At 46.4% G+C, this 16,996-nt stretch carries 14 protein-coding genes; 5 read left to right on the top strand and 9 right to left on the bottom strand.

Translation table 11 applies throughout. From position 1 onward, the window contains the following. Positions 1-245: 245 nt before the first annotated feature. A complete protein-coding gene (locus tag B5F25_RS16035; RefSeq protein ID WP_022039311.1) occupies positions 246-797 on the bottom strand; it encodes an NADH peroxidase in 552 nt (183 codons plus the stop codon). Between the two features lie 62 nt (positions 798-859). After that, positions 860-1,279, bottom strand: a complete 420-nt coding sequence (locus B5F25_RS16030; protein ID WP_022039310.1) for a transcriptional repressor — start codon at positions 1,277-1,279, stop codon at positions 860-862. Positions 1,280-1,456: 177 nt separating this feature from the next. Here B5F25_RS16030 and B5F25_RS16025 point away from each other — a divergent pair, with 177 nt between their 5' ends. After that, a complete protein-coding gene (locus B5F25_RS16025; RefSeq protein WP_022039309.1) occupies positions 1,457-3,388 on the top strand; it encodes an NAD(+) synthase in 1,932 nt (643 codons plus the stop codon). A gap of 136 nt (positions 3,389-3,524) precedes the next feature. On the opposite strand, the gene B5F25_RS16020 is transcribed toward B5F25_RS16025, so the two are convergent. Next, on the bottom strand, positions 3,525-4,877 hold the full coding sequence (locus B5F25_RS16020) for an MATE family efflux transporter (RefSeq protein ID WP_022039308.1): 1,353 nt from the start codon (positions 4,875-4,877) through the stop codon (positions 3,525-3,527). Between the two features lie 164 nt (positions 4,878-5,041). On the opposite strand from B5F25_RS16020, the gene xseA reads away from it, so the two are divergent. From xseA to B5F25_RS16005, 3 genes are all read left to right on the top strand, one after another. Then, complete coding sequence (gene xseA / locus B5F25_RS16015) at positions 5,042-6,340, top strand: exodeoxyribonuclease VII large subunit (protein WP_087250711.1); 1,299 nt, start codon at positions 5,042-5,044, stop codon at positions 6,338-6,340. Between the two features lie 20 nt (positions 6,341-6,360). Continuing rightward, positions 6,361-6,579, top strand: coding sequence for an exodeoxyribonuclease VII small subunit (xseB, locus tag B5F25_RS16010; protein WP_087212528.1), 219 nt, complete (start codon positions 6,361-6,363; stop codon positions 6,577-6,579). Between the two features lie 78 nt (positions 6,580-6,657). Further along, positions 6,658-7,677: a branched-chain amino acid aminotransferase gene (locus B5F25_RS16005; RefSeq protein ID WP_013619206.1), complete on the top strand. Its 1,020-nt coding sequence runs from the start codon at positions 6,658-6,660 to the stop codon at positions 7,675-7,677. Positions 7,678-7,917: 240 nt separating this feature from the next. Here the strand turns inward: B5F25_RS16005 and B5F25_RS16000 are convergent, their stop codons facing one another. The 6 genes from B5F25_RS16000 to B5F25_RS15980 form a co-directional block, all read right to left on the bottom strand. Continuing rightward, the gene (locus B5F25_RS16000) at positions 7,918-9,930 is read right to left on the bottom strand and encodes an alpha-glucuronidase (RefSeq protein WP_087250709.1); all 2,013 of its coding nucleotides are present in this window, start codon (positions 9,928-9,930) and stop codon (positions 7,918-7,920) included. Continuing rightward, a complete protein-coding gene (locus B5F25_RS15995) occupies positions 9,927-10,901 on the bottom strand; it encodes a glycoside hydrolase family 43 protein (protein WP_022040793.1) in 975 nt (324 codons plus the stop codon). Before B5F25_RS15995 ends, B5F25_RS16000 begins: the two co-directional genes overlap by 4 nt. A gap of 50 nt (positions 10,902-10,951) precedes the next feature. Beyond that, positions 10,952-12,088 carry an endo-1,4-beta-xylanase gene (locus tag B5F25_RS15990; protein ID WP_022040794.1) on the bottom strand — a complete coding sequence of 379 codons (1,137 nt, stop codon included), beginning with the start codon at positions 12,086-12,088 and terminating at the stop codon, positions 10,952-10,954. A gap of 25 nt (positions 12,089-12,113) precedes the next feature. Further along, positions 12,114-12,296, bottom strand: coding sequence for a hypothetical protein (locus tag B5F25_RS21920; RefSeq protein WP_158100145.1), 183 nt, complete (start codon positions 12,294-12,296; stop codon positions 12,114-12,116). A 39-nt stretch (positions 12,297-12,335) separates the two neighbouring features. Then, the gene (locus B5F25_RS15985; RefSeq protein WP_022040795.1) at positions 12,336-13,829 is read right to left on the bottom strand and encodes an MFS transporter; all 1,494 of its coding nucleotides are present in this window, start codon (positions 13,827-13,829) and stop codon (positions 12,336-12,338) included. 78 nt (positions 13,830-13,907) lie between these two features. Then, positions 13,908-15,527 carry a sialate O-acetylesterase gene (locus B5F25_RS15980; protein ID WP_087250715.1) on the bottom strand — a complete coding sequence of 540 codons (1,620 nt, stop codon included), beginning with the start codon at positions 15,525-15,527 and terminating at the stop codon, positions 13,908-13,910. A 377-nt stretch (positions 15,528-15,904) separates the two neighbouring features. On the opposite strand from B5F25_RS15980, the gene B5F25_RS15975 reads away from it, so the two are divergent. After that, positions 15,905-16,981, top strand: a complete 1,077-nt coding sequence (locus B5F25_RS15975) for an efflux RND transporter periplasmic adaptor subunit (RefSeq protein ID WP_087250707.1) — start codon at positions 15,905-15,907, stop codon at positions 16,979-16,981. Positions 16,982-16,996: the final 15 nt, after the last annotated feature.

Below are 16,996 nucleotides of genomic sequence, written 5' to 3'. Positions count from 1 at the left end.
GAATGGTACCCAAAATAGGAACCGCCGTATGCCGAACGGCACGTACGGTGGTGTGAGAGGTCGGTAAACATGAAAATAGGAGATAAACACCTATGATTAGTGTTTACCTCCTACTCGATATGTCCGATATGATATGAGAGCCGAAGTTTTTTCTTTCCGGACCGTGCTTCGTTTTTATATATGTGGAAAGATAAAAAAAGAGATCGGAATTTTCCGACCTCTTTTGCATTAAAATAGAACTCAGATTATTTCTTGAAATATCTGTTGTACAAACCTTCGAAACCTTTTCCGTGACGAGCCTCATCTTTTGCCATTTCATGAACAGTATCGTGGATAGCGTCCAGATTCAACTGTTTAGCACGAGTCGCAATACGTTTTTTATCTTCGCAAGCACCAGCTTCTGCGTTCATACGTTTTTCCAAATTAGTCTTGGTATCCCATACACAGTCGCCTAGCAATTCAGCGAATTTAGAAGCATGTTCAGCTTCTTCCCAAGCATAACGTTTGAAAGCTTCAGCTACTTCGGGGTAACCTTCGCGGTCAGCTTGACGGCTCATTGCCAAGTACATGCCGACTTCAGTACATTCACCCATAAAGTGATTGTTCAAGTCTTTAATCATTTCTTCATCGCAACCTTTGGCTACGCCGATTACATGCTCGTCAACGAATGTCAGACCGTTGTTGTCTTCTTCCATTTCTTTGAATTTGGAAGCGGGAGCTTTACACAAAGGACATTTTTCAGGAGCTGTTTCACCTTCGTAGATGTAACCACATACAGTACAGATAAATTTCTTCATAATTCAATGTTTTTTAGTTGTTAGTTATTTAGTTGTTTTTTGCCTATGGCCAAAGGCCTAGGTCAGTTCTTGTTCATTTTCAAACATTCAGGGCATATACCCTTATAGTATCGGTGTGTTTCCTCTATTTGAAAACCTTCTTTTTTCATATGTTTAATCTCATCCGGTTCTTCTGCCGATAGAGGGATGTCCGTGATTCTACCGCATACTTTACATTGGAAATGTGCATGTACAGATATGTCTCCGTCAAAGCAAGCATTCCGTTCGTCAATGGTCAACATGCGGGCTGCACCGTGTTCTACAAACAGTTTCAGGGTGTTGTAGACAGTTGTTTTCGACAATGTAGGAATATCTTGGCATAAAGCCATATAAATCTCATCGATGGACGGATGAGTATGATGCTTCAGCAAGTAATCCATAATGGCAATGCGTTGTACGGACGGCTTGATTTGGTAACTGAGCAGATATTCGTAAACGTTCATCTTATTATTCCTTATTTGTAATTGTTACAACTTTAAATCATTGGCAAAGGTATAAATATTTTCTTTATGTACAAAATAACAGATGCTTTTTTTACTTTTTTTCAATATAGATAAGGGATACACCTTATTTTATATTATCTTTGTCCGATGTAAGCCAAGATATTAAATGACATACTTATGAAATATGGTTTTGTGAAAGTGGCAGCCGCTATTCCTTTGGTGAAGGTAGCCGATTGCCCATACAATGCAGAGCAGGCAGAAAGCCTGATAGCGAAGGCAGAGGGGAACGGGGTGCAGATATTGGTTTTTCCCGAGTTAAACCTCACTGGATACTCGTGTGGTGACTTATTTGGGCAAGCATTGTTACTTGAGCAGGCAGAGATGGCACTGATGCGCGTGCTCAACAATACTCGTCAGTTGGATATCATTTCCATTTTGGGTATGCCGCTTCGGGTAGACTCGATGTTGCTGAACTGTGCCGTAGTTATTCAGAAAGGAAAGATTCTGGGAGCTGTGCCCAAGACTTATTTACCCAATTATAAGGAATTTTATGAGCATCGCTGGTTTGCTCCTGCCACTTCGCTTGATGGTGAGTCTACCGTTCGTCTTTACGGGCAAAACGTTCCGGTCAGTCCTCATTTGTTATTTGAGACTGCCGAGACAAGGTTCGGCATAGAGTTGTGCGAAGACGTGTGGGCGCCTGTCCCGCCTAGTTCGGCATTGGCTCTTAAAGGAGCCGATATCATTTTCAATCTTTCTGCCGATACCGAAAATATCAGCAAACATCAGTATCTTCGTTCGTTGCTTGCTCAGCAATCTGCACGTTGTTTGGCTGGATATGTGTTCGCTTCGTGTGGTTTTGGCGAGTCTACTACCGATGTTGTGTTTGCGGGTAATGCGCTGATATACGAAAACGGTACGTTATTGGCAGCTTCCGACCGTTTTTCTTTTGACAGGCAACTGGTGGTAAGTGAAATCGATGTAGAACGTTTGCAGGGCGAACGTTTGGTGAATACAACTTTTGCCGCCAACATAAGTCAGTATCAAGGAGAGCCGATAAAGGTTATACAGACCGAAAGGGTATTGGAGAAAGATTTTACACTTACTCGGCGGATAGACCCACATCCGTTTGTCCCGGCAGGGGGGCAGATGCTTGCCAGCAGATGTGAGGAGATTTTTTCCATTCAGGTAGCAGCGCTGGCAAAGCGGTTGGTACACACAGGATGCAAGACGGTGGTGGTAGGTATTTCGGGAGGACTTGATTCTACGTTGGCGTTGTTGGTATGTGTCAAGACATTCGACAAGTTGGAGATGTCGCGCAAGGGCATTGTCGGCATTACGATGCCAGGATTCGGCACCACAGGGCGTACTCATCGCAATGCTGTTGCGCTGATGGAGTCGTTGGGGGTTACCTCACGTGAAATCAGCATTCGTGATGCCTGCCTTCAGCATTTTAAAGATATCGGACATAATCCTGATGTGCATGACGTGACCTATGAAAACGTGCAGGCACGTGAGCGGACACAGATTCTGATGGACTATGCCAACAAGGTAGGGGGATTGGTAATTGGTACGGGCGACCTTTCCGAACTTGCTTTGGGCTGGTGTACTTACAATGCCGACCATATGTCGATGTATGGAATCAATGCCGGTATTCCAAAGACTTTGGTACGTTATCTGGTCACGTGGGTAGCAGAAACGGTAGATGCCGGTTCACGTGCTACGCTGCTCGATATCATTGATACCCCTATCAGTCCTGAACTGATACCAGCTGATGAGGATGGCAATATCCGGCAGAAGACCGAGGACTTGGTAGGTCCTTATGAACTTCATGACTTTTTCCTTTATCATTTTTTGCGTTTCGGTTTCCGTCCCGCCAAAATTTATTATCTGGCAAAAGTAGCTTTCCGTGGTACTTACGATGATGATACTCTTAAGAAATGGTTGTCGAACTTCTTCCGTCGCTTCTTCAGTCAGCAGTTTAAGCGTTCTTGTCTGCCCGATGGTCCGAAGGTGGGTTCCGTATCGCTAAGTCCGCGTGGTGACTGGCGTATGCCGAGCGATGCCAGTGCAACGCTGTGGCTTCGCGAATGTGAAGAGGTGAGTTGAGATGCGTGGAAAGTGTTTGGATAGAAATGGCAGATAATTTTTTGCGGCTATCCGTGATGGCATTCCGAAAGCACATTATTCAAGTTAGACTCCGGGTGGGTGAATAGCGTTTCTGCTGTTATCCCACCCGGATTTTTTATATCGTTTTCTGTTTGAATAGCTTGAACTGGCGGTAGAGCATAATGGCGGCGATGATGCTGGCTGCAAGGTCGGAGATGGGCATGCTGAACCAGATGCCGTCTGCACCCCAGAAGAGCGGGAGAATCAGCAGGAGCGGGATAAGTATCATCACCTGCCGGCTCAGCGAAAGGATGATGGCTTTTTTTGCCATGCCGATGCTTTGGAAGAAGTTTGACGTGACCATCTGGAATCCGATGATGGGGAAGAACATTACCGTGATGCGCAGCCCGCGTGCCGAAAGGTCTATCAGGGTCTGGTCGGTGGTAAAGGCTTTTGCCACGAGTTCGGGTATCAGTTCGCCCACCAGGAAACCGGTTGTCGTTACGATAGTGGCGGCTATCACGGTGATTTTCATTACCTGGTTCACGCGTCCGTATTGGCGTGCGCCGTAGTTGTATCCGGCTATGGGCTGCATGCCTTGGTTCAGCCCCATGACAATCATGACGAAGAGGAAGCTGATGCGGTTCACGATACCGAACGCTCCGATGGCAAGGTCTCCGTCGTACAGCTTTAATCCCTTATTGATTAAGATGACAATCATGCAGGCGGCTATGTTCATGAAGAACGGAGCCAGCCCGATGCCGATGATGTTCTGCACCAAATGGCTTTGCAGGCGGTAAATGCCTTTCTTCAGGCGGAGCAGTTCGTTTTTCCGGCAGAAAAGCTTGATTTGCCATGTCAGGGCGATGATTTGCGCCAATACAGTAGCCAACGCCACTCCCTGGATGCCCCAATGGAACACGAAGATGAATATCGGAGCAAGGATGGTGTTGATTACGACGGTCATGATTGTGGCGAACATCGCCTTTTGCGGATAACCCGCCGCGCGGAGCACCGAGTTCAGCCCCAGGTACATGTGTGTCACCACATTGCCCAAGAGGATGACAATCATGTAATCGCGTGCGTAAGGGATGGTCGCTTCGCTCGCTCCGAAGAAATATAGAATCGGTTCGAGAAACAAGAGGGAAAGAATCGTGAATCCGATGCCGATAAGGACATTCAGCGATACGACATTGCCCAAGATATGCTGGGCGGTAGTATAATCTTTTTGCCCTAACTTCACCGAAACCAGCGTAGAAGCACCTACACCAACCAGCGAGCCGAATGCGGCGGCAAGGTTCATCAGGGGGAATGTGATGGCAAGTCCGGAGATGGCCATAGCGCCTACACCGTGCCCGATGAAGATGCTGTCTATCATGTTGTAAAGTGAAGAAGCCGTCATGGCGATGATGGCAGGGACGGCATATTGCGTCAATAGTTTGCCGATAGGTTGTGTGCCTAATTCGGAAGCGGTTCCTTTTTGTGACATAAAACTCTTTTTACCATTAAATCCGGGTGCAAAGGTAATCAAAATTAATGAAGAACGAAGAATGGAGAATGAAGAATTCCATGCGGGCGAAGCGATTCTTCATTCTTCATCCTTCGTTCTTCATTTATTAATTGTATCTTTGCTCCCAAGAATTTTGGACTTTTATGGAACATACTCCTCTATCTTTATACGAATTGAATGCCTTGGTGCGCCAAAGTGTCCGCTTGTCCATGCCCGATGCGTATTGGGTGCAGGCGGAGCTGAGTGATGTGCGGACCAACTATTCGGGGCATTGCTATCTGGAATTTGTACAGAAAGACCCGAAGAGCAATGCCTTGCTTGCCAAGGCGCGGGGCATTGTCTGGAGCAATGTATTCCGTGAACTGAAGCCTTATTTCGAGCGGGAAACCGGACAGGCATTCGTGGCAGGGCTGAAAGTGCTGGTAAGGGTAACGGTGGATTTTCATGAGCTTTACGGCTATTCGCTTACCGTTATCGACATCGATCCTACGTATACGCTGGGGGATATGGCAAAGCGGAGAAGAGAAATCTTGCAACGCTTGGAAGAAGAAGGCGTGCTTACATTAAATAAGGAGTTGGAATTGCCCGAACTTACCCAACGCATTGCCGTGATATCTTCGCCCACGGCGGCGGGGTATGGAGATTTTTGCGACCAGTTGGAGCGCAATGCCTTCGGTTTTGTGTTTTATACCAAATTGTTTCCGGCGGTGATGCAAGGCGAGCAGGTCGAGGATTCCATTATCCGTGCCTTAAACCGGGTTTATGCCGAGCTGGAACATTGGGATGTAGTGGTGATTATCCGTGGAGGTGGAGCGACATCAGATTTGTCAGGGTTCGATACGTATGAACTGGCAACGAATTGTGCTCAGTTTCCTTTGCCAATCATTACCGGTATCGGCCATGAGCGCGATGATACGGTGATTGACATGGTGGCGCATACGCGGGTAAAGACTCCTACGGCTGCTGCCGAGTTCTTAATCAATCATTTGCGTGAGACTGCTGGTAGGTTGGATGAATATGTGTCGTTCTTTTATCAGAAAGTGCCTGCTTGGTTAGAACGGCAGAAAGAACGTTTAGAACATTGGGTGGCACGTATTCCGGCACGTGTACAAATGTGTTTGCAGGATGAAGGATTCCGTCAGGAACGTTTGTTGAAGCGTATGCATTTGGCTTGGCAGACCCGTTTGATTAAGGAAGATTATCGTTTGCAATTAGACCGACGGTTGGGCGTGGTGCTCTGTTCACGTCTGCAACGGGAAACCCAGCATCTGCTGTTGATTGAGCAACAAGTCAAATCGGCATCTCCCGACCTGCTGTTGCAGAAAGGATATAGCATTACATTGAAAGACGGTAAGGCGGTGACAGACCCAGCTTTGCTCTCGCCGGGTGACAAGATAGTGACGCGAGTAGCAAAAGGAGAGTTTAAAAGTAAGGTATTATAGGTAAGTTTTCATTATATATTATGGCAACCAAAAAAGAAACATATTCTGAAGCGATGAAGCGGCTGGAAGCAATCGTGGCGCAGATTGAAAGCAATGAACTGGACATCGACGAGCTGGCAGGCCGCTTACAGGAAGCTCAGCGTCTGATTAAATATTGTAGAGAAAAACTCTATAAGGCGGATGCGGAAATCAAAAAGATGCTTGATGAAGGAAGCAAAGAAGAAAAAAGTGCGGATTAAATTGGATTTTGTAAATATAACTCTTACATTTGTTGCATTGTTTATAACGAAATGTAACATTTAAAACATATTATTCGCATGAAAGAAATCGATTGGGCTAATCTGCCGTTCGGGTATATGAAGACAGATTACAACGTACGTTGCTATTATCGCGACGGGAAATGGGGAGAATTGGAATTGTGCTCGGAGGAGACATTGAATATCCACATGGCGGCTACTTGCCTTCATTACGGGCAAGAAGCGTTCGAAGGGTTGAAAGCGTTCCGCGGCAAAGACGGCAAGGTTCGTGTATTCCGTCCGCAAGCCAATGCAGAACGTTTGCAAAGCACATGCCGGGGTATTTTGATGCCCGAACTTCCGACAGAGTTGTTCTGCGAAGCTGTACGCAAAGTGGTGAAAGCCAACGAACGTTTCATTCCGCCTTACGAAAGTGGTGCGGCTCTTTATATCCGTCCGTTGCTTATCGGGACGGGGGCACAGGTAGGCGTACATCCGGCAAGTGAATATTTGTTTGTGATATTCGTCACTCCGGTAGGCCCGTATTTTAAAGGAGGCTTTGCTACGAACTCGTATGTGATTATCCGTGAGTTCGACCGCGCTGCTCCGCTCGGTACAGGTACATACAAGGTGGGTGGAAACTATGCAGCCAGCCTGCGTGCCAACAAGATGGCGCATGATGCGGGTTATGCGTGCGAGTTTTATCTCGATGCAAAAGAAAAGAAATACATCGACGAGTGCGGTGCAGCCAACTTCTTCGGCATCAAGGATAATACGTATGTTACTCCGCTTTCTACTTCTATCCTGCCGTCCATTACCAACAAGAGCTTGATGCAGCTGGCAGAGGACATGGGCTTGAAGGTAGAACGCCGTCCTATCCCCGAAGAGGAACTGGAAACGTTCGAAGAAGCCGGCGCGTGCGGTACGGCTGCGGTCATCAGCCCGATAGAACGTATCGATGATTTGGAGAACCACAAGTCGTATGTCATTTCGAAAGACGGCAAGCCGGGCCCCATCAGCGAAAAGCTCTACCACAAGCTTCGTGCCATCCAGTATGGTGACGAACCCGACCCGTACGGATGGGTGATGATGGTGGACTGATGCTTCGGTAACGTAAAAAGAAAAAGAGAGTATGCAGATATGCATATCCTCTTTTTTTGAATATCAATTAAATGAATCTCTGCAATCAGCCAATTCGGTTGGGTTGCAAACGCAGTATATATTCAACCGCTGATGCAGTATATATTCAACTGCCGATGCAGTATATATTCAACTGCTGATGCAGTATATATTCATTTTTCAGGAGTATATATTGGCTGTTTGCGTGCATTCATTTGTTTTTTACTTTATTTTCGGTAGCATTTCAGGCGTAGGCCGTTCGTAATTGCTGATGGGAAGTTTTACCTTCATCAATTTCTTCAATTTATGTACAGGACGCTCTATATCTTTCGGAAAAGACATTTTTGAAAACTGCTGGAAGTAGAGCAGGCAAGCATCTTTCCACCACACTGCATCATTGGTTTGAATTTGAAGCCGTTCGTTTACGGCATTCCAACGTTCTGTATCCACATAAGGTTTTACTTCCTCCCAAGTCTGGCAGAAGTTCCGTGTCTTGTCTACACCATGTTGGTAATGGCGGCATAATTCTTCCCATAAAGTAGTTCCGTTATTCATGGTATGTGTCCACGGTGCATGGTGAAACCAAAGCAGGAACTCTTCGGGACAGGTATCGATGGAGTCGAACATACGCGCCAGTGAGTCGGGGTATTGTGCCACGGCATTGCTTCCGGTATGGCTACGGTCAAATCCAAGTCCTGTACGGTCGGCCTGGTGGTAATAAGAGGGAAGCCAGTCGGGGCGTGCTCCGGGAATGGTGCACCAAGGTTCAGGTCCATAGTGGTGTCCCCAGGCAAAGATATGGTGTAGTCCGAGGGGCATCATATAGTCTACTACGGCTTCACGGCTCTGCATCATCATATCCTCTACGGGATGTATAAATTGAGGGTTGGCTGTAAATGTCTGTGCCAGCCATTCATCGGCAATACTTTCCGAAGAAAGTTCCGGATTCCATGCCAGGCGTCCGAAGGCATACCAGTTGGCTTGTGCAAAATCGTGTCCGCACCAATTACTTTCGTCTCCGATATTCGATACACCCGCAATGGCACGTATGCTTTCCGGTTTTACATATTGGAAAAATTCTTTCCACATCGGTGCCAGGTAAGCCAGGTGGTTGGAGTGTCCCAGGTATTCTTGTGTTACTTGAAACTCCACCATTAATGGGGTATGTTCCATCGCTCCGAAGAGTGGGCTGTAAGGTTCACGCGGCTGGAAGTCAATCGGACCGTTCTTTACCTGTACAATGACATTGTCGAGGAATTTTCCATCAAGGGGCTGAAATTCCAGATAGGCTTGTTTGGCACGGTCGTTATCAGAAGGACTGTACACAAAGGCACGCCACATTACAATGCCTCCATAAGGTTTTAAGGCCTCTGCCAACATATTGGCGCCTTCGGCATGAGTGCGGTGATAATCGCATGGTCCGGGTTGGCCTTCAGAATTGGCTTTTACCAGAAAACCTCCGAAATCGGGTATCAGACTGTATATTTCGTGTACTTTCTGCTTCCACCAGTTTGCTACTTGGGGATCCAACGGGTCGGCAGTAGCCAATTTGCCTATAATCATCGGCGAAGCAAAATTTACCGATAAGTATACTTTTAAGTTGTAAGGACGGAAAATATCAGCCAGTGCCTTTACTTTCTTCAGATAAGGCGTGTCCAGCATTTCGGGTGAGGCGTTGACATTATTCAACACTGTAGCATTGATACCGATGGAGGCGTTGGCACGGGCATATGCTTCGTAACGGGGAGAAAGTGTCGCTGGCAGTTCGTCCCATTTCCAAAGTGAATGTCCGGCATATCCACGTTCGATGGTACCGTCCAGATTATCCCAATGGTTGAGGATTCGTATGGGATACGCCGGACGTTCTTCGATATGGAGTGACTGAGTGTCTTGCTGGGTTGCTTGAAGTCGTAAGAGGTGATAGGTGGCATAAAGCAGACCTTTTTCGGAGATGGACCCAAGTGTGATACCGTTTTTCCCCGACCGGATGGTATAACCTTCGGGTCCTAAAGCGGTGTGGGTAGCATCATTGAACAGCTCAAGTGATACAGGAGTGCCTTTCCATGTCCGTTTCAGTTCAGAGCAAGCTATATCCAGTGTATGAGAATGCAGTGAACATTCAACCTTAGCATTTGCTGTAGTGTCCTGCCGTAGCCAGAGGCGGCTGCCGTTTTCTGCGGACAGCCGTTCTCCAGCAAGCAGCAAGCATATGCTGAGAAGCAACATTCGTATCATTCTCCTCCTCCGTCAATAGTGATGATTTTTCCTTCTGCGTCGTATTCCAGTTCTACTACTTTCAGACTACGCAACCATGTTTTTCCTCCAGAGGGTACACAATCGTGGTGGAAGAGGTACCATTTGCCTTTGTATTCTACAATGGCGTGATGTGTGGTCCATCCCACTACCGGTGTGAGGATAACTCCTTGATAGGTGAACGGTCCGTATGGATTGTCTCCGATAGCATAACACAAGAAGTGGGTATCGCCCGTAGAATATGACAAATAGTATTTCCCGTTGTATTTGTGCATCCACGATGCTTCGAAGAAACGGTGCGGGTCATTGGCTTTCAGTGGGTTTCCTTCCTGGTCGATAATGAGGACAGGGCGAGGGTCTTCGGCAAACTGCATCATGTCGTCACGGAGTTTTACCACACGTCCGGGCAGAGCTGGTTCGTTGCCTTCGGGCAGGATGGCGCTTTCCAGTGCCTTATTATCCCGGTAGCGTTGCAATTGTCCGCCCCAGATACCTCCAAAATAAATGTAATGGCTTCCGTCTTCATCGCAGAATACGGCAGGGTCGATGCTATAACTTCCCCACATCGGATTGGCTTCGGGAATAAACGGACCTTCGGGCTTGTCGCTTATGGCTACTCCCAGACGGAAAATGTCATTACGGTCTTTCATCGGGAAATACATGTAATATTTGCCGTTTTTGAAAGCCACGTCGCAATCCCACAACTGGCGTCCTGCCCAGGGGATATCTTCCACTTTCAATACAACTCCGTGGTCGGTGATTTCACCGTGCATTACATCATCGGTAGAGAATACGTGGTAATCTTTCATATTAAAATGGTCGCCATTATCGTTTTCGGGAACTCCACTTTCCCAGTCGTGCGAGGGATAAATGTATAATCTGCCGTTAAAGACATGTACAGACGGGTCTGCCATATAATCATTCGGTACGAGGTATCTTGCTTCTTTTTTCATGGTTATGAGTTTTTTTTATGTTTATAAGTTTTTTAAGTTTTTCTTCTGTGTTATTGGGGTGTGTTTGTTTCCTTTTCTTTTATCATTTCCGTGATGAACGGCTTGGGCTGGTAGTTGCGGTCGAAGAGCAGCGGATAGTCTTTACGTCCTCGGATAGGGAAACCGTTTTTCCAGGAATCTCCGTCGGTTACTCCCCATGCTGTCACACGGTCTACGATATCGGCATGTTTTTCAAACAGTTCAAAGAATTGTTTCATGCGGGCGTTCCATGCCTGCGATACAGAATCGGGTAATGCATCCGGATACGGATTCAGCGCTTTCTTGAAGGCGATTGTATCCGATATATTGGCTGTACGTGATACGGTAGGCAAGGCACTCATATCCCATTCGGTAATCATTACTTTCACACCTTCTGCTGCAAAAGCAAGCATACTTTTTTCGAATTCTTCAATTTTCGGATAGTCCATACCCATGTGTCCTTGCATACCGACAGCATCGATGCGCAAACCTTTTTCTTTCAGGCTGCGGATGAGTTTTACAACTCCTTCGCGGCGTCCGGGGTTATCCATTCCGTAATCGTTATAATATAGTTCGATGGTGGAGTCTGCCTCGTGTGCGTATTGGAATGCCAAAGGAATGAATTCTTCACCCAAGATTTCATAAAATTTGCTCTTGCGGTACGAGCCGTCCTCAACAATGGCTTCATTTACCACGTCCCATCCTTTCAGCTTTCCTTTGAAATGATTTACTATGGTATAGATATGGTCTTTCATGCGTTGTTTCAAAACTTCGGGGCTTACGTTCTTTCCGTTTTTGTCCACACAGAACCATTCAGGACATTGCGAGTGCCAAATCAGTACGTGGCCGGTCATAGTCAGGCCATTCTCCTCACCGAACTTTACGAAATCATCCGCAGCCTTGAAGTCGTACACGTCTTCTGACGGATGGAGTTCTTCCATTTTCATGCAGTTTTCAGCAACAATGGCATTGAAATGGTGTTTCACAATATTGGTAGCATTCGTGTCTTTTCCAGCTACTTGACGGACATTTACTGCCGTTCCGATAAGGAACTGGTCGCCTACGACATCTTTCAGTGTAAGCTCTTGTGGAACAGTGTTTTTAGGTCCGCTACATGCTGCGACGAACGTTGCTGCCAGAATAGCAGATGCAATGTGTTTTACTTTCATGGATTTTGTTTTTTAAGTTATTTGTTTATTCAGTTAACTGAGAAGCTGTTTTGAATTTCTCCAAAAAGTTTTTCTTGGCTTGATGTATCTGTTTTCGTGTGTGCTTTGGGCGATTTTTTGGTTCTTTTCGCTCCTGTTCTTCGTCAGATAGCCCGCTATCTTCCTCATCACAGAAGCGAAAATGCCTCAAAAACTCATCCCAAATCATCGCACGATAAATTCAAAACAGCTTCTGATACTTTGTCATTTAATTTTGTTTGCTTCTCCGTTCGGCGAGTTCTGCCTGCATTTTTTCGTTATATTGTTTGGTGATAGGATAGAAACACAAGGCAATTACTCCAACAAAGAACGTGGCTGCAGGAATCAGGCTGGACGAGAGAATGATTCCGTGGATAGCCGATTCGCTTTGTACAGCTCCGACTCCCGATACATAGCCAAAGCCAGAAAGCAGGAAGCCAAGGATGGCACCTCCTACACCCAGGCCGGCTTTTAAGGCAAATACCACTCCGGCGAAAGTGAACCCCGTGGCACGGCGGTAATGGATGTATTCCGAATGGTCGGCTACATCGGCAATCATTGCCCAAAGCAGAGGTACGGTGGGGGCGTATGCCAGACTCTTCAAGAAATTCAGGAAGAACATCAATTCAATGTTCTCTTTCGCCGGGAAGTAGAACATTGCCGTGAAGATGGCGGTCAGTGTCAGACATACAATGAATGTATTTTTCTTTCCGAAGCGGTTGGCAAGGTAGTTGGAAAGAAAGATTACACCGAAAAATTGTACCAATGCTCCCAGCATGTTGAATACACCGAAACCTACTTCGTAGGCTTTGTCAGGGGAGCTCACTATCAGCCCGAATGCATTTAATATATGATAACCTATTGAATCCTGTGCTTCGGCAGATACCAGTCCCATGCGGTCGAGGAAGTTATAGAGGGCTCCCGCATCGACGTAATGCTCGAAATAGTAGTTCATAGCGCTTCCCCACATGGCTAGGGTGATGAAGACAAATAGAGTCAGCACGAACATTGCGCGCCAAGGTATGCTTCCGAAAATATCCTTGATATCTTCGCGTAAATTGGTCTTTTGATTGGCCGGTGGGGTAATGCGTTCTTTTGCCGAGAAGGCAGCTATGGCAAGGAAGATGAATCCCACTACAGCAAATAAGGAAATCGTGCATAGCCATCCATGTCCTTTATCGCCGTCTTCCGAGAATTTGCCGACCAGGGGCAATGTTAATCCTTGAACCACAAACTGTCCGATAGTTGAGAATATGAAACGTACGGAAGTGATGCTGGTACGTTCTTTGATGTCGCCCGACATGACGCCGCCCAGTGAAGAGTAGGGGGTGTTATTGAATGAATACATCGTCATCAATAACGTATAGGAGATGGTTGCATACAATGCCACCAGCCCTTTGTCTTCAATGCCGGGATTGTAGAATGCCAGAATATAGAATACCATAAAAGGTATGGCTGTCCACAATACCCAGGGGCGGTATTTTCCCCAACGTGTCTGCGTACGGTCGGAAAGAATGCCTACGGTAGGGTCTACAAAAGCGTCTACAATGCGTGCTACCAACATAACAGTTCCGGCAATGGCTCCTTCCAGTCCGAATACGTCGGTATAAAACTTTGTTTGATAAATCATCATCATCTGGAACACAAGGTTCGCAGAGCAGTCTCCCAATCCGTAACCGATTTTTTCGGCCATGGAGACTTTTTGATTCTGTAGTGCGTTCATGGTATGTATTTAATTCTTTAATTGGTTCTTGGTTTTATTTATGTTTTGGGCAATTCCCTTTTATTTTGTGAGGTAGGTTTAAAAACTTTGGGTAACGGCTTCTACCAGTCGTTTGCCTCCTGTTTTCTTGTCCAACGGATGGATGTCATTCCACTCGCCTGTATCTTTATTGGGAATCAGGGTGGCGTGCGGGTCTTCTTCTGCGGCTTTCGCCTGTTGTGCCTGCAAAGCTGCCCATCCTTTTTTGCCAGGATTGTCGGGAGCCATGAAATCGGCAAGTTCCATGATGTAGAAAGGCATTTCAGGCATTCCGAAGGTTTTCCGCCAGTCTTTCATCAACGATTTCAGCAGGCTGGCATATTCTTTCCATTTACCTGTGTTTGATTCGCCCTGATACCATACAGTGCCTTTGAACACATAATTTCTCAGAGGGGCAATCATGCCATTATAGAGTCCGATGGGCATATTCTGAAAAGCTGTAGACGAAGGAGCCTGAGGCATTTCTGTTCCTATGCGGTGTTTCCATTGTTGTGAGAGGTTAGTCTCTTCTGTCCCGCAAATCAGCTTATATGGTTTGTCTTTTACGAAAGAAGGGAATCCTCCGTTGCTCACCAGGCGTATGGTTATTTGGTTTTTGCCTGTTTTCAGAAGTCCTTTCGGGATGTTGTAAATACGTGGAGGATATTGGTAGGCAACGCTTCCTACGAATTTTCCATTGACATATACCGAGTCTGCATCCACAATGCATCCCAGGCGCAACGTAGCTTCTTTTCCGTTCCACGAGGCAGGCAGGTCAATCTGCTGACGGAACCAGTGTACACCGTTTATCGGGCGCCATCCGTTGGTAGCCCATTGAGGTGAAAACATGTCAACGGTTTGCCATGCCGAATCATCGTAATTTTCAGCATACCACGGAGTTTGTGCATGAGTGCCTTTATCGGTTTTGTAAAGTTCGATTTGCCAGGCACGTCCACGGGCTTGTTCTATCTGTTGGATGTTGTTTATCAGTTCTTTCGATTCATATACTGCTTTTTGGTGTGTGTAGACAGGAAAGTCTTGCAAACCTTCTTCGCTGATCCAGGCTTCGATGGGAGTTCCTCCCCAGCTTGAGTTGATGATACCTACGGGTACCTTTGTTTTTTCGTAAAGTTGCTTGGCAAAGAAATAGCACAAAGCCGAATATCCCATGACATGCGTTTTGTCCAACGGTTGCCACTCGGCTTTTTTGATGTCTTTTTGCGGCTCATTGAAATCGTAGCAATATGGAACCTTCAGATAATGGATGTTTGTGTTTTCGTAAGCATTTATTTCATCGGCAAACATGTCCATTACACGTGCTACGGTCAGCTCCATATTCGATTGTCCCGAACAGAGGAATACATCACCTATTAATATATTATGTAAGGTAATGTCGTTTATCTGCATGTCATACGGGCCTCCCGCCTTCATGGCAGGAAGCATGATCTTCCAGTTTCCATCCGGACCGGCAGTGGTTTGATACTCTTTTCCTGCAAACTTGAGGGTAACACTTTCGCCTGCATCGGCGGTTCCCCATACAGGTACTGCTTTTCCACGTTGCAATACCATGCCGTCGTTTATTAAGTAAGGCAAAGAGATCTTTGCTTCGCCAATCGCGGCGAAGCAAAGACAAAGTAATAAAACTAACCCTAACTTAATATTCAACCTATTTGTTTTCATCATAATTAATACTTGATTGGTTTTGGTCCTATGCAAATATATGGAAAGTTTAGCTATTTCGTATTCACAAATGCTTCAAAAACTTTTCTCTATGATACATCTGACTCTTTGTTTGTTACATATTTTATCACGTATGTTACATTTTATGATATAAAACATAAAACGTCCATTTTGGACGCTTGTCGAGAGATGTATTTTGGGCTTTGTTTTGGAGGCTTTGTTCGGACTGCAAATCAGTATGAACACTAGCGTGACAAGGGAACAAATCGCATCTTGTTTTGTGAATATTTTTAAAAAAAGTGGTTTTTGTTTAAACGTTTTCTTACTTTTGTCATCACATAAGCATTAGTAGAAACCAAAATTAGCATGAAAGGCACATGAACAAATGGATTAAATGGGGGATTATCGTGGCGATAATAGCCGGATTGACCGGATTGGGCATTTATTCGTTTACACCGCGAGAGAATACCGAACTCAATGAGGCGGACAGGAAAATGCCTGCCGAGAAAAAGCAAATCTTGAACGTGAACGCGCAGGTGGTGCGCCCCCACGTACTGACCGATAAATTATTTGTAAGCGGCAAGCTTATACCCGATGAGGAAGTGGACCTCTCGTTCGAAACATCAGGAAAAATCGTTGACATCAATTTTCAGGAAGGGACAATGGTGAGCCAGGGGCAATTGCTTGCCAAGGTAAACGACAGCCAGCTTCAGGCACAGCTGCAAAGACTGGAAGCGCAGATGCCGCTTGCCGAAGACCGCGTGTTCCGCCAGAACGCCTTGCTCCAGCGCGATGCTGTAAGTAAGGAGGCTTACGAACAGGTGAAAACCGAGCTTGCCACCCTTCATGCCGATATCGAAAACGTACGTGCCACGATTGACATGACCGAGCTTCGTGCTCCTTTTGATGGAGTGATAGGCTTGCGGCAGGTCAGTATGGGTGCCTACGCTTCGCCTACAACTGTCATTGCCAAACTTACCAAGATAAAACCGATTAAGGTGGAATTTGCCGTCCCCGAACGTTATGCACGTAAGATACGGAAAGGTACGAAGCTATCATTTAAGGTAGAGGGGCATCTGGATGCCTTCGAAGCGGAAGTATATGCCCTGGAGTCGAGCATTGACCCCGAGACGCATGCCCTGACCGTACGTGCGATTTACCCGAATACCCGTGCCGAATTGCTTCCCGGACGCTATGCCGATGTCGAATTGCGCCAAGGTGAGATACAGGATGCCATCGCCATCCCTTCCGAAGCCATCGTGCCCGAAATGGGGCAGAACAAGGTCTTCGTATACCGCTCAGGAATCGCCATGCCTGTCGATGTGGAGATAGGCATCCGAACCGAATCCGAAGTGCAGATACTCCGTGGGTTAGTGGCAGGAGATACCATCCTGACTTCCGGAACCTTGCAGCTCCGCACGGGAATGCCTGTAAAATTGGATAATATCAACTAAAACCGTGCCTGCCTT

The sequence above is a fragment of the Bacteroides sp. An19 genome (genome assembly GCF_002160215.1).
GTDB classification, from domain to species: domain Bacteria; phylum Bacteroidota; class Bacteroidia; order Bacteroidales; family Bacteroidaceae; genus Phocaeicola; species Phocaeicola intestinalis.
This window is presented reverse-complemented; position numbering and strand designations above follow the sequence as displayed.

Excerpts from the sequence above, each read along its gene's own strand:
- B5F25_RS16035 (WP_022039311.1), bottom strand. The coding sequence starts at position 797 with ATGAAGAAATTTATCTGTACTGTATGTGGTTACATCTACGAAGGTGAA.
- B5F25_RS16030 (WP_022039310.1), bottom strand. The coding sequence starts at position 1,279 with ATGAACGTTTACGAATATCTGCTCAGTTACCAAATCAAGCCGTCCGTA.
- B5F25_RS16025 (WP_022039309.1), top strand. The coding sequence starts at position 1,457 with ATGAAATATGGTTTTGTGAAAGTGGCAGCCGCTATTCCTTTGGTGAAG.
- B5F25_RS16020 (WP_022039308.1), bottom strand. The coding sequence starts at position 4,877 with ATGTCACAAAAAGGAACCGCTTCCGAATTAGGCACACAACCTATCGGC.
- xseA (WP_087250711.1), top strand. The coding sequence starts at position 5,042 with ATGGAACATACTCCTCTATCTTTATACGAATTGAATGCCTTGGTGCGC.
- xseB (WP_087212528.1), top strand. The coding sequence starts at position 6,361 with ATGGCAACCAAAAAAGAAACATATTCTGAAGCGATGAAGCGGCTGGAA.
- B5F25_RS16005 (WP_013619206.1), top strand. The coding sequence starts at position 6,658 with ATGAAAGAAATCGATTGGGCTAATCTGCCGTTCGGGTATATGAAGACA.
- B5F25_RS16000 (WP_087250709.1), bottom strand. The coding sequence starts at position 9,930 with ATGATACGAATGTTGCTTCTCAGCATATGCTTGCTGCTTGCTGGAGAA.
- B5F25_RS15995 (WP_022040793.1), bottom strand. The coding sequence starts at position 10,901 with ATGAAAAAAGAAGCAAGATACCTCGTACCGAATGATTATATGGCAGAC.
- B5F25_RS15990 (WP_022040794.1), bottom strand. The coding sequence starts at position 12,088 with ATGAAAGTAAAACACATTGCATCTGCTATTCTGGCAGCAACGTTCGTC.
- B5F25_RS21920 (WP_158100145.1), bottom strand. The coding sequence starts at position 12,296 with ATGATTTGGGATGAGTTTTTGAGGCATTTTCGCTTCTGTGATGAGGAA.
- B5F25_RS15985 (WP_022040795.1), bottom strand. The coding sequence starts at position 13,829 with ATGAACGCACTACAGAATCAAAAAGTCTCCATGGCCGAAAAAATCGGT.
- B5F25_RS15980 (WP_087250715.1), bottom strand. The coding sequence starts at position 15,527 with ATGAAAACAAATAGGTTGAATATTAAGTTAGGGTTAGTTTTATTACTT.
- B5F25_RS15975 (WP_087250707.1), top strand. The coding sequence starts at position 15,905 with ATGAACAAATGGATTAAATGGGGGATTATCGTGGCGATAATAGCCGGA.